At 36.4% G+C, this 14491-nt stretch carries 8 protein-coding genes; all 8 read left to right on the forward strand.

Going from position 1 to position 14491, the window contains the following annotated elements:
• Positions 1-18 precede the first annotated feature (18 nt).
• The 8 genes from J2X17_RS10450 to J2X17_RS10485 all read left to right on the forward strand — a co-directional run bounded on the left by J2X17_RS10450 (position 19) and on the right by J2X17_RS10485 (position 14391).
• Positions 19-1047: a glycoside hydrolase family 43 protein gene (locus J2X17_RS10450; protein ID WP_310297372.1), complete on the forward strand. Its 1029-nt coding sequence runs from the start codon at positions 19-21 to the stop codon at positions 1045-1047.
• A 574-nt stretch (positions 1048-1621) separates the two neighbouring features.
• Positions 1622-2632: a GntR family transcriptional regulator gene (locus J2X17_RS10455; RefSeq protein ID WP_310297375.1), complete on the forward strand. Its 1011-nt coding sequence runs from the start codon at positions 1622-1624 to the stop codon at positions 2630-2632.
• 3 nt (positions 2633-2635) lie between these two features.
• Positions 2636-4120 carry a xylulokinase gene (locus J2X17_RS10460; protein ID WP_310297378.1) on the forward strand — a complete coding sequence of 495 codons (1485 nt, stop codon included), beginning with the start codon at positions 2636-2638 and terminating at the stop codon, positions 4118-4120.
• 8 nt (positions 4121-4128) lie between these two features.
• The gene (gene xylA, locus J2X17_RS10465) at positions 4129-5454 is read left to right on the forward strand and encodes a xylose isomerase (protein ID WP_310297381.1); all 1326 of its coding nucleotides are present in this window, start codon (positions 4129-4131) and stop codon (positions 5452-5454) included.
• Between the two features lie 338 nt (positions 5455-5792).
• Entirely contained in the window at positions 5793-6449 is a 657-nt protein-coding gene (gene fsa / locus J2X17_RS10470) for a fructose-6-phosphate aldolase (RefSeq protein WP_310297386.1), read from the forward strand.
• Between the two features lie 680 nt (positions 6450-7129).
• Positions 7130-10156, forward strand: coding sequence for a SusC/RagA family TonB-linked outer membrane protein (locus tag J2X17_RS10475; protein WP_310297388.1), 3027 nt, complete (start codon positions 7130-7132; stop codon positions 10154-10156).
• A 12-nt stretch (positions 10157-10168) separates the two neighbouring features.
• Entirely contained in the window at positions 10169-12088 is a 1920-nt protein-coding gene (locus J2X17_RS10480; protein ID WP_310297391.1) for a RagB/SusD family nutrient uptake outer membrane protein, read from the forward strand.
• A gap of 380 nt (positions 12089-12468) precedes the next feature.
• The gene (locus J2X17_RS10485) at positions 12469-14391 is read left to right on the forward strand and encodes a sialate O-acetylesterase (protein WP_310297394.1); all 1923 of its coding nucleotides are present in this window, start codon (positions 12469-12471) and stop codon (positions 14389-14391) included.
• The last annotated feature ends 100 nt before the right edge of the window (positions 14392-14491 follow it).

A 14491-nucleotide genomic window follows, 5' to 3' on the forward strand; every position in this document is an offset into this window, starting at 1 on the left:
TAAAAAATAGAGAGCAATATGCCTGAAGATAGTATTGAAAATATCGACTTTGTCGAATTAGATAAACGAGCAATATCGAATCCGTTAGTAAATCATATTTATACTGCAGATCCGTCTGCGCACGTTTTTAATGGAAAAATTTATATTTATCCGTCTCACGATATAGATGCCGGAATTCCTTTTAATGACAATGGAGATCATTTTGGTATGGAAGATTATCATGTGATTTCGATGGAAAATGTAAATGCTGATGCTGTAGACAATGGAGTTGCATTACATGTAAATGATGTGCCATGGGCGGAGCGTCAAATGTGGGCACCCGATGCTGCCTGCAAAAACGGAAAGTATTATTTGTATTTCCCCGCCAAACGTGCCAACGGAATTTTCCAGATTGGAGTAGCGATAAGCGATTCTCCTGTCGGACCTTTTACAGCTGAACCAGACGCTATTAAAGGAAGTTACACAATTGATCCGGCAGTTTTTGAAGATAATGACGGAAAATATTATATGTATTTTGGTGGAATTTGGGGTGGTCAGCTTCAAAAATACCGTGATAATAAATATGATGAACAAAACGAAGAACCTTCCTCAAATGAGCCTGCATTAGGTCCAATTGTAGCTTTACTTTCTGACGACATGAAAGAGTTTGCAGAAGAACCAAAGGAAATCAAAATTCTGGATGAAAATGGAGCTGTTTTATTAGCAGGTGACAATGATCGTCGTTTTTTCGAAGCTTCATGGGTGCACAAATACAATGGGAAATATTATTTCTCTTATTCAACTGGTGATACCCATTTTATATGTTATGCGATTGGAGATAATCCATACGGACCTTTTACTTATAAAGGAAGAATTTTAAATCCGGTAATTGGATGGACTTCACACCATTCTATTTGTGAGATTGAAAACGAATGGTATTTGTTTTACCATGATTCAAGTTTGTCAAAAGGAGTAACACATTTAAGATCCATAAAAGTTACTAAAATCGATTATAACGAAGACGGTTCGATTGCGACTATTGACCCTTATCATAAAAGATCGAAATAAACATTAAAAAAATTTCAAGAAAACCACAACCGGTTGTTCATTCTCATGCGAGTTAAAATAGGAAGTAACAATTTTGAAAGTGATTCTCTCAAAGTGTAATCGTTTAATGAATAAAGTCCCATCGGGACGTTATATTTATAGAATTCATGTGAGCCCCATCGGGGTGAAATCGTAGAAAATAATATCGCTCCGCTGGAGCTTTTTGAACTACGTATTATTTTTTTTGCTATAAATATTGCGCTCCGCTGGAGCTTTTGAATTTCTTATTATTTTTTGTTATAAATATTTAGCTTCGCTGGAGCTTTTGAACTACGGATTATTTTTGCTATAAATATTGCGCTTCATTGGAGCTTTTAAAAATTAGTGTTCTCTCTCATCTTTTGTAACGATTTGCGTGAGGGATAGCAGTGGAAAGCCCGCAGCCTGACGGAGCAAGTGCGAGGACTTGAAACGAATAGCCCGACCCGGAGGGTCACGCCCCAATTATTTTAAAACGTAACATTTTTTATGTAAAAAGTATTTTTTTATAAAATAGAATTACCTACTTTAGCATACCAGAACAGAACGGAACAGTATGCTAAACATTGAACAGGAAAAATTTGTATTTGTAATCAATCACGACAGTGATATCCCGAAATACCAGCAGTTGGTGAACGGGATAAATAATGCGATTGCAGAGAATATTTTGCAAAAAGGAGATTTGCTTCCGTCGGTAAATGCAATCTGTAAAGAAAATCAGTTGTCTAGAGATACGGTTTTTAAAGCGTACACGATTTTGAAAGACCAGAATGTAATTGATTCTGTTCCGAATAAAGGATATTATGTATCAGGTGAAACACGAAAAGTGCTTTTGGTTTTGGATACTTTCAAGGCATACAAAGAGGTTTTGTATCACTCGTTTGTGAATAATTTGCCGGACAATGTAATTACAGATGTGCAATTTCATCATTATAATATTGATGTTTTTAAAACAATCATTAATAATAGCGTCGGGAAGTATTATAAATATGTAGTGATGAATTTTGATCACAAAGAAGTGGCACCAACCTTATCGGCAATTTCGAATGACAAATTGCTTTTGATTGACTGGAATATCCATTCGAAAAAGGAAAATAATTATGTTTTTCAGGATTTTGGGAAAGCATTTTATAATTCGTTGAAAGAGGCTTCGGAATTGTTTAAAAAGTATAAAAACATACAATTTATTTATCCGGATTATACGAACCATCCGAAGGAAACTTTAGAGTCGTTTAAGAAGTTTTGTGCCGATTTTCATTTTAAATATGACATTATCACAGATGCAAAAAAGTTCAATATCGAAAAAGGAATTGCCTATATAAGTGTAAGTGACAGGATTTTAGGACACTTTTTGGAACAGTGCAAGGAGCAAAATTTAGAACCTGGAAAAGATGTTGGTTTTTTGTCTTACAATGAAACGCCAATGAAAAAATTTATTTACAAAGGAATTTCGGTTATATCGACTGATTTTAAGGAAATAGGAACAAAAGCCGCAGCGTTTATTACGACAGACGAATCGGTTCAGAAATATGTGTCAACAAGTTTAATCGTTAGAGAATCATTATAAGTTATGTATTATATAGGATATGATATTGGAAGTTCTTCGGTCAAGGTTGCCTTGGTAGAAGCAGCTACAGGAAAAAAAATTATCGTTTTGCATGAACCGCAAAACGAAATGGAAATCGTTTCACTCCACGCCGATTGGGCGGAGCAGAATCCGGAAATGTGGTGGGAGCATATTTGCACAGCGACGAAAAGAGCGATTCGTGAAGCAAATATTGAAGCGTCTAAAATTCAGGGTGTTGGAATATCGTATCAAATGCACGGATTGGTTATTGTGGATAATGAAAACAACCCATTGCGTAATGCGATAATTTGGTGCGACAGTAGAGCTGTTGCCATTGGTGACAAAGCTTTTGAAGAAATTGGAGCAGAAAAATGCTTCAGTCATTTATTGAATTCTCCCGGGAATTTCACTGCTTCAAAACTAAAATGGGTGAAAGAAAACGAACCTGAAATATATAATAAGGTTTACAAATATATGTTGCCGGGAGATTATATCGCCTACAAACTTACAGGCGATGTTACGACGACTAAAAACGGCCTTTCAGAAGGAATGCTTTGGGATTACAAAGAAAACAAAGTAGCAAATTGGCTGTTGGATTACTACGGAATCGACCAATCTTTAACGCCAACAATTGTGGAGAATTTCACAAATCAAGGGGTTTTGAATGAAAAAGGAGCAAAAGAATCGGGACTTCCTGCTGGAATTCCAGTGGTTTACAGAGCCGGAGATCAGCCAAATAATGCGTTGGCTTTAAATGTGTTAAATCCGGGTGAAGTGGCTGCAACAGGTGGTACTTCGGGAGTTTTTTATGCCGTTAGCGAAATGTCTGCCGGAAACAAAAGTACAAGAGTGAACAACTTCGTTCATGTTAATTATGAAGTTGAGAAACCAAGAATCGGGAAATTACTGAATATTAACGGAGCCGGAATTCAGTACCGATGGCTGCGCAATAATATGGGTGATGAAACCTATGAATCGATGAACCGAAAAGCATCAAAAATTGATATTGGGTCTGATGGTGTTGTGGTCATTCCGTTTGGAAATGGCGCAGAACGTATGTTCAACAATAAAAACATCGGAACACACTTTTTCAATCTTAATTTGAATATTCACAGCAGTTCGCATTTGTTCCGAGCTTCTCTGGAAGGAATTGCTTTTTCGTTTGTGTACGGAATGGAATGTTTAAAAGATGACAATGCAACAATTGGCGTGATCAGAGCTGGAAATGATAATTTATTCCGTTCAGAAATTTTCTCCAATACCGTAGCAACTTTAATTGGGCATGAAATAGAAATTTATAACACAACAGGAGCTGTTGGTGCTGCCAGAGCTGTTGGTTTGATTGACGGCGATTTTGAAAAATTTGGTTCAAGTATTACGACTAACGATCACGTAATGACCTTTTTACCACTTCAAAACAAGGAGCCATATGAAAAGGCTTATCAAAAATGGAAACAAGAATTAGAATTAATATTAACAAATAAATAAAAGAACAAATGATAGTTTTAGGAGATAAAGAATACTACAAAGGTATAGGTCAAATTAAATTCGAAGGAAAGGAATCAGATAATCCTTTGGCATTTAAATATTACAATCCAGAGCAGGTTGTGGCTGGAAAAACAATGCGTGAGCACTTTAAATTTGCTATTGCTTACTGGCATACTTTCTGCGGACAGGGTTCAGATCCATTCGGGCCAGGAACACAGCATTTTCCTTGGGATCAGCCTACAGATGCTATCGCTGCTGCAAAAGAAAAAGCAGATGCAGCATTCGAATTCATTACCAAAATGGGATTTGACTATTACTGTTTTCACGATTATGACTTGGTTAATGAAGGTGCTACTTTCGCGGAATCAGAAAGCAGATTGGCTACTATTACTGAATATTTGAAAGAAAAACAATCGGCTTCCGGAGTGAAATTACTTTGGGGAACTGCAAACTGTTTTTCTAATCCAAGATATATGAACGGTGCGGCTACTAATCCGGATTTTAATGTATTGGCAAGAGCCGGTGGTCAAATAAAATTGGCATTGGATGCTACCATTGCTTTAGGAGGAGAAAACTATGTTTTCTGGGGAGGTCGTGAAGGTTATATGACTTTGCTGAACACAGATATGGGAAGAGAATTGGATCACATGGGACAATTTTTAGCTCAGGCAAGAGATTATGCAAGAGCACAAGGATTTAAAGGAAATTTCTTCATTGAGCCAAAACCGATGGAGCCAATGAAACACCAATATGATTTTGACTCTGCTACAGCTATCGGATTTTTGCATAAATACGGCTTAGAGAAAGATTTCAAGATGAACATCGAGGTGAATCACGCTACATTAGCACAACACACTTTTCAACACGAAATGGAAGTCGCTGCCAAAGCTGGAATGTTAGGAAGTTTAGATGCCAACAGAGGTGATTACCAAAACGGATGGGATACGGATCAATTCCCAAATAACATCCAGGAAGTTACAGAAGCAATGTTAGTTTTCTTAAAAGCAGGCGGATTGCAAGGTGGAGGAGTTAATTTTGATGCTAAAATCAGAAGAAACTCAACTGATATGGAAGATGTTTTCTTAGCGCACATTGGCGGAGCCGATACTTTTGCAAGAGCTTTATTGACAGCTGACAAAATTATTACATCTTCTCCTTACGATAAATTAAGAACACAACGTTACAGTTCTTTCGATTCTGGAAACGGAAAAGCTTTTGAAGAAGGAAAATTAAGTTTGACTGATTTGTATAAAATTGCCCAGGAAAATGGTGAATTGAATTTACAAAGCGGTAAACAGGAATTGTTCGAAAATATCATCAATCAGTACATTTAATTGATTGACGAAAGGAAAATAATTCTCGGTTTCTAAAAATCGGAACCAAAATTGTTTTTTTGAAGTTTATTAGCTCTGGCAAATATTTAGGTTAGTTTTATTTGCCGGAGAAAATTCACTGAATTATTTAATAAATAGGACCGTTGGAAGTTGAAGAGCCAACGGTCTATTATTAATTTCTTCTTCAAAATAAATAGTTTTTCAAACTGTTTTCACGGTGATTTCTTTCGCCATTTTTTTATTTCAAATTTTACATAAAAGCATATTATTTACATCTAATTCATTTGTATTGAATTGGATACAGAACACTATTATTTAATCAAAAAAACCAAAAACCAATGAAATTTTTTATTGACACAGCAAATTTAGAAGATATTAAAGAAGCACAGGCATTAGGTGTTTTAGATGGCGTTACTACAAATCCGTCATTAATGGCCAAAGAAGGCATTACAGGGAAAGACAATATTTTGAAACATTATCTGGCAATCTGCAATATTGTTGACGGCGATGTTTCGGCTGAAGTTATTTCGACAGATTTTGACGGAATGATCAGAGAAGGTGAGGAGCTTGCGGCGTTACACGAGCAAATCGTTGTAAAATTACCTATGATTGCTGACGGAATTAAAGCCTGTAAATATTTTTCGGATAAAGGAATCAGAACCAATGTAACTTTAGTTTTTTCAGCGGGGCAAGCTTTATTGGCTGCAAAAGCCGGCGCAACTTATGTTTCTCCTTTTTTAGGAAGACTGGATGATATCTCCACTGATGGAATGCATTTGATTTCTGAAATCAGAGAGATTTACGATAACTATGCTTTTAATACTCAGATACTTTCGGCTTCAATCAGACATACGATGCATGTTGTAAATTGTGCCAAAGTGGGTTCAGATGTTATGACTGGACCATTGTCATCAATTAAAGGATTGTTGAAACATCCGTTGACTGACATCGGATTGAATCAATTTATTGAAGATGCTAAAAAGATGCAGCTTTAATTTGAAATCTGATAGTCGGACCGCGACCGTATTTCTGAATTTACTTTAGAATAAATTTTCCTTTTATATTTTAAAACTCCTTTACTTTTTAGTAGGAGTTTTTTGTTTTTAAAACAAGCGATTGTTTAAATTAAATTTTTAAAAATTGCGAAGAGATTGCATCGGGATATTTCTTCACTACTCATAGATTTTCAAGTTGTATAATGATGTTTCAGCTGTTGGAAAGTTTTCATTACGGAACTTAAATTTCTTTTTTTTGGACAAAAAGACTTGTAATAATGGTGGTTTATGGTTTTTTGCTTTTTTCTTAAAGTTTTTCTGAAATCATTTAATTTGCTTTAAAATTTAAAATTTCAGGCGATTGGCTATTGTTTTATCTGTAAAGTTTTATCTTTAAAATTATACTTACGATATTTTAATTCCTATTTTTTTTCGATATAGATAAAAAAATATTACGCAACCGATTGTGTGTTTTAGTTTTTTATTTATATTTGTTAAATGAATATTAAAAAAGTACCTCGAACCAACTTAAAAGGAGGTCAGATAAATTCAATATTTATGCTTTAAAAAAAAACTAACTCAACCATTCTATTAATTATCTAAATCAAATTTTTATGACTAACTTTTTTACAATTAAAAGCAAATCAAAGCTCCTAAAGTGCTTGGGGTTTTTATCCCTGATGTTCCTGTTTTCTTTGAGTGCCAGCGCTCAGACTACAGTTACGGGAGTTGTTTCTGATGCTCAGGGTCCGATTCCGGGAGCAAATGTGACTATTAAAGGTACCAAAACCAGTGTTGCTACGGGTTTTGATGGAAATTATACACTACCGAATGTTCCTTCTAATGGAGTTTTGGTATTTAGCTTTCTGGGTTTAACTACAAAAGAAGTACCCGTTGGAGGTAAAAATAAAATCAACGTAATATTAGAGGAAAATTCTAATGCACTGCAGGAAGTTGTCGTTATTGGTTATGGTACACAACGAAAAGAAGCTGTAACGGGTTCTGTGTCTTCAATCAAAGGAGATGTGGTTCGTGAAGTGCCATCGGCTAATATCACACAGGCATTGCAAGGACGTTTAGCAGGTGTGCAACTGACGCAGACATCATCAAAACCAGGTGCTGAAATGCAAATTCGTATTAGAGGTACGCGTTCCTTAACGGCTGATAATAATCCATTGGTTGTATTAGACGGAATTCCGTTTGCAGGATCAATTGGCGATATTAGTCCGGACAATATTAAAAGTATAGACATTTTGAAAGATGCTTCGGCAACTGCCATTTACGGATCTCGTGGTGCGAATGGAGTTATTTTGATCTCAACCAATAAAGGACAAAAAGGTCAAAAAGCTAAATTTACGTACAATACATACAGTGGTTTGAAAAATATTTTCGCCAAATTTCCAATGATGGACGGACCAGAATTTGCGGCTTTGCGTAAAATTGCTACACTGCCGGGAACTACAGCTCCACTTTATAAAAATGGTACAGATGAAGCTGATAATGTAAATACAGATTGGCAGAATTTGATGTTTAGATCTGGAATTGTAACAAATCACGACATTGGGGTAACAAATGGTACTGAAACCGGAAATTATAGTTTCGGTTCTAGTTATTATAAAGAAGAAGCGGTATTGCCTGGACAGGATTATAGCCGTTTAACTTTGAGAGGTGCTGTAGATCAGGCAATAGGAAAATATTTTAAATTTGGTTTTACTACAAATAACAATTATTCTATTTCAAATGGTGGAAATTTAAGCTTGTACAATACTTTAAGTACGACATCTATTTCAAATCCATATAATGCGGATGGTTCGTTGAAAAGAACGGTTAAAATGCCATTAGATGAAAACTGGGTTTATACAAGAGGAACCATTGAAAATTTGGGAGACAAATGGATCGACCAGACAAAAGCATACAGTTCGTATAACACTTTATATGCTGAGTTAAAAATACCTGGAGTAGAAGGTTTAAAATATCACATTGATTTAGGTGGTAATTACCGTTCTACCAGCGGTGGTCAATATACAGGAGAAGGAGTTTTCAGTGTTAACCCAACAACAGTTTCAACTGCGCAAATCGTTAACACACTTAGTACAAACTGGGCAATTCAAAACTTACTTACTTATGATCGCACTTTTGGTAAACATCAGGTGAATGCAGTAGCCATGTTCTCTTCGGAACAAACTACTTACAACAGATCACAGATTAATGCAAAAGATATTCCATCTGATTCCTTTCAATTTTACAACTTAGGAAGAGCGGCAGGAGAAATTTCAATTAACCCTGATAACCAGGATTATTATAAAAGCGGATTAATATCTTACATGGCACGTGCAATGTACTCTTATGACAATCGTTATATGCTTACCGCTACAATTCGTTCTGATGCTTCTTCAAGATTAGCCGAAGGACATAAATGGCATACTTATCCTGCAGTTTCAGCTGGATGGAATGTGAAAAATGAATCTTTTATGCAAAATGTAAGCTGGTTAGATCAATTGAAATTACGTGCGGGTTACGGAGAAACTTCTAATCAAGCGGTTGCCCCTTATTCTACACTTGGACTTTTAGCTTCAAGACCATACAATTTTGGAGATACAAATACAACAGGATATTATGTTTCTAAGTTACCGAATCCTGATTTAGGCTGGGAATATTCTACTACAATGAACTACGGGATAGATTTTGGCTTCTTTAAAAATCGTTTAACGGGTACAGCAGAGTATTATGTTACAGATACAAAAGATATTCTTTTAGATGTAAGCTTACCTCCAACAGCAGGTGTGGGTAGTTACACAGCAAATATCGGACAAACTCAAAATAAAGGTTATGAGTTTACCCTTAATGGTGTCATATTAGACAATGTAAACGGTTGGTCTTGGGATGCAGGTATTAACTACTATTCTAACAAAAATAAACTGGTTGCACTTTCTTCAGGACAACAAAGAGATGAAAATAACTGGTGGTTTGTCGGACACCCAATCGATGTAATCTATGATTATGAGAAAATTGGACTTTGGCAGGAAGGAGATGCAAATCTTACCAAATTTGAGCCGGGAGGAAATGTAGGTATGATTAAAGTAAAATATACCGGAGATTTCAACCCGGATGGTACACCAACAAGACAAATTGGACCTGCTGACAGACAAATAATTGATGTAAATCCTAATTTTCAGGGAGGTTTCAATACTCGCGTAGCATACAAAAATTTAGATCTTAGCGTGGTAGGTGCTTTTCAGGATGGTGGAGTTCTTATCAGTACACTTTACTCTTCATCAGGTTACCTGAATATGCTAAGCGGACGTAGAGGAAACGTAAAAGTGGATTACTGGACACCAGAAAACACAGATGCGAAATATCCAAGACCGGGTGGAGCTACAAGTAATGATAATCCAAAATACGGATCTACTTTAGGGTACTTTGATGCTTCTTATGTTAAAATTCGTACGATTACTCTTGGTTATAATGTTACAGAAAAATTCATTAAAGATTTAGGAGTGGATAGATTTCGTCTTTACTGTACCATACAAAACCCATTCGTAATTTATTCACCATACCACAAAGAAACAGGTATGGATCCTGAAACGAACTCGTATGGTAACGAAAATGCAGCAACAACAGATTTTTATAAAAGACGTTTGCTGACATTAGGAACAAACACACCTTCAACACGTACTGTCTTGCTTGGCCTTAATTTAACATTTTAAAAAAAGATAACGATGAAACCTATACAAATAAAAACTTTTATGGTAACAGCAATAATAACGCTGTTCCTGGGAGCATGTTCTAATGTTTTAGAAGAAGAGCCTCGCAGTATTTTCACTCCCGAATATTTTAAAACCGAAAAAGGGGTTGTGGGAGGACTAACGTCTATGTATGCTCACTTGCGCTATATTTACGGACAAGGTTATTACTACAATACGACAGAAACCGGAACTGATGAAGCAACTTATGCACAAAGTGCAGATGCCAACTTCAAGGATATGGATCTTTCAGGAGTAGGATCGATTACACCTTCTTCAAGCCGTAGTGATGCTATTTGGCAACCAGCTTTCTTTAATATCAATACTGCCAACGGTATTATTGAAAATGCTGCCGCGATTGGAACTATTTCGCCTGCGATGATTGCCGAAGCCAAATTCTTTCGTGCATTTGATTATTTCTTACTGGTTCAGACTTTCGGTGGAGTTCCGTTGGATTTAGGTGCAGGAGAATTGAAATTTAACACAAGCCCGGTAAGGTTTTCTGTTAGAAATAATGTGCCGCAAGTTTATACAAAAGCGATATTCCCTGACTTGTTAACAGCTGTAAATGACTTGCCGGATACAGGAAGGGTAAAAGGCGGAGTTACAAAAACAGCTGCCAGACTTTATTTGTCAAAAGCTTATTTAACGTATGCATGGTGGTTAAAAAATCCGAACAACATTCCAACTTTTCCAGAAACTCCGCGTGTTGACCCTGACGGACATGATGCTGCCTGGTATTTTCAAAAAGCCTATGATGTAGCGGCAACTGCAATTGATTCTCACGGTTCATTTGCATTGCAACCAACTTATTATGATGTAAACTTAGGAAGTAATGACCGCAACAGCGAAATCCTATTGTATGCTGACCACACTGAAAAAAGTGAATTTTATAATGCCAGCAGTTTAACATTTGCGAATGGTGGTGCACCAGATAATTTTGCTGTCTGGATGATGACTCCAAACTATACTGTAATCAGAAGTTCAGGAGTAAGTTCAGTACAACGTGAAGCAGAACAACATTTAGGACGTCCTTTCGTTCGTATGTGCCCTACTATTGGCGCAATCACCAATACATTTACAGACAAAACAAATGATTCTCGTTACGATGGTACTTTCACATCAGTATATCGTGGTAACTGGGACAAAGCAGGTATCACAACACCAACTTTAAACAATGCAAATGGATTACCAGTTGCTCCAAGAGGCGCAATACTTTCATTTTTGAATGATGATAATCCAGCAGTTGCTTACGCTGCAGCCAATGGAAGTGTTGGTGCAGGAGTATTGCCGGGAAGATCAGATTTTGTTATTAATCCAAGTGGTATAAGCCGAATTTTATTTCCTGGATTATGGAAACTTGGAGTTTACCGTACTGATGGTGGTACAGGATTAGGCCAGCCTAACGGTGGAAGTACCCGTCCTTATAATATTGCCAAATTATCAGAATTATATTTAATTGCTGCCGAAGCAGCCGTAATGGGGGCAACACCTCAAGGTGGAAAAAGCGCAAGAGAATTAGTAAATGTTTTGCGTGCTCGTGCCGGGAAATGGAGATTTGATAATAACGGAAATGTACCAAAAACAGCTGACAATAGTGCTGCATTGACTGCGGCTACACCAGCAACAATCGACATCAATTATATTCTGGCAGAACGCTCACGTGAATATTTTGGTGAAGGTTACCGTTGGTACGATTTGATTCGTACACAAAAATGGACAGAACTTTCAAGTTCATACAAAATTTGTGGTCCTACGTACGGAGATCACACAGCAGTGACCGTAAACAGAGATATTAAAGCATATCATTATTTACGCCCACTTCCTCAACAGCAGTTTGATGCAATGATCATGACTCCTGAAGAAAAAGCAGCATATCAGAATCCGGGTTATTAATATTTAATTGAAAGATTGAAACAACTTTTACTGGACTTTAAAATTTGGTTAGTTAATAGTTGCCTTAAAGTCGAAAGTCAAATGTCATAAAGTTTTTAAAGTCCTTAATGACTAACGCTCATTTTTATTTTCACCCGTAAGGTGTACTCAAAAAGTGTTCAAAGTCAATATGGACAACGTCTTTTTGACTTTTAAACTTTGGACTTGCGACTATTGGGAGTTATAAGTGTTATTTTTACAGAATTAGTTTATAACTTAGTATCAGTTTGTTTCCATATAAAAGCCGAGAGTTTTTCTTTCGGCTTTTTGTTGTAAAATTTAGAATTGCTTCATTACAAGTATTTCAGATTAAAATCAAAAGAAAAAAATAAATTTTAAAAATGAAAAGAATACTAATCGTTATCACATTGTTTATTTGCAGCGGTATTTTTGCTCAGATAAAATTGCCGAGATTAATTAGTGATGGAATGGTTTTGCAACGGGATATTCCGCTGAAAATTTGGGGTTGGGCAGCACCCGATGAAAAAATCGAAATTATTTTCAACCAAAAAAAATACAAAACCACCACTTCAAAAGATGGAAATTGGATTGTTATTCTCCCGTCTCAAAAAGCAGGAGGCCCATACGAAATGACTTTGTCTGCCAGTAATACGATTGTCCTGAAAAATATTCTGATAGGAGATGTCTGGCTGTGTTCCGGACAATCGAATATGGAACTTCCGATGGAGCGTGTTAAAGACAAATACAAAGACGTAATTGCTAAGATTAACAACACCAATATCAGGCAATTTCAAGTGCCTGATCAATATGAGTTTGCAAAAGAAAACGGAGACTTTTCGTCAGGCGAATGGCTTTCGGCAACTCCGGAAAATATTTTAAAATTCTCCGCTGTAGCCTATTTTTTTGCTTCCGAAATAAATGAAAAATATCAAATTCCGATAGGCTTAATTAATAGTGCGTTAGGAGGTTCTCCAGCCGAATCATGGTTGAGTGCCGAAGCAGTCAAAAAGTTTCCGGAATATGATGCAGAATATCAGAAATTTAAAGATGGAACTTTAGGCGCTCAAATTGAAGAAAGTGATAAAAAAATCAATTCAGATTGGTACTCAACGATCAATAGTCAGGATGAAGGTTTGAAAAATAAATGGTCAAATCCAGAGCTGGAAGATTCTGACTGGAAGACCATGAATATTCCTGGATATTGGGCCAATAATGAATTAGGAAATGTAAATGGAGTAGTTTGGTTCCGAAAAGAATTTACCGTTTCAAATTTAAAAGAAACCAATGCAAAGCTTCTTTTAGGAAGAATTGTCGATGCTGATTCAGTTTATGTAAACGGACATTTTGTGGGAACAACATCCTATATGTATCCGCCAAGAATTTATCCTTTTGATGCCAAGTTTTTAAAAGAAGGAAAAAATGAAATTGCGATTCGTGTAATTAATAACTCGGGAAGAGGCGGATTTGTTGAAGATAAACCATACGAATTAATTCTGGGCAATGAAGTTATTGATTTGAAAGGTTCGTGGAAATATAAATTGGGCGTAAAAATGCTCCCATTACCAGCGCCGACTTTTATAAGATGGAAACCCGTCGGATTGTACAATGCGATGATTGCTCCCCTGAAAAATTACGGAATAAAAGGCGTGCTTTGGTATCAGGGCGAATCAAGTACCAAAAAACCGGAAGAATATTCGGATCTAATGGAAACTTTAATTACGAGTTGGAGAACAGAATGGAAGCAAGGTGCTTTTCCGTTTTTATATGTACAGCTGACCAATTTTATGTCTCCTAAAACTGAACCGGCAGAGAGCAATTGGGCGGCATTAAGGCAACAGCAAAAAAATACATTGGCAGTCCCAAATACCGGAATGGCAGTAACAATCGATATTGGCGAATGGAATGATATTCACCCATTGAATAAATATGATGTCGGTAAACGACTTTCTTTATTAGCCAGAAAAATGGTTTACGGCGAGAAAACTCTTGTTGCTTCAGGACCGCTTTTTAAATCAATGGAACAAAAAGGAAATCAGCTTATACTAAGTTTTACAGATGTTGGAACTGGTTTTACATCAAAAGATAACAAACCGTTAAAAGCATTTGAAATAGCGGGTCAAGACGGCAAATTCGTTTGGGCCGATGCCGTTATTCAAGGCGATAAAATTATTGTGTCTAATAGTTCAATTTTAAACCCAACCAGAGTTCGTTACGCCTGGGCAGATAATCCAGATCAGGCAAATTTATACAATAAAGAAAACTTACCGGCTTCTCCTTTTGAGGGGAGTTTTGAGGGGAAATAAGAAGTAAGAAGTAATTAACGTAGCCCGACAGGTTTTTAAAACCTGTCGGGTTTATTTTTAAGTTAATTTACTCCAATAATCTTAAAATCTTTCAGTCTAA

The sequence above is a fragment of the Flavobacterium aquidurense genome (assembly GCF_031458035.1).
Classification (GTDB): domain Bacteria; phylum Bacteroidota; class Bacteroidia; order Flavobacteriales; family Flavobacteriaceae; genus Flavobacterium; species Flavobacterium aquidurense_C.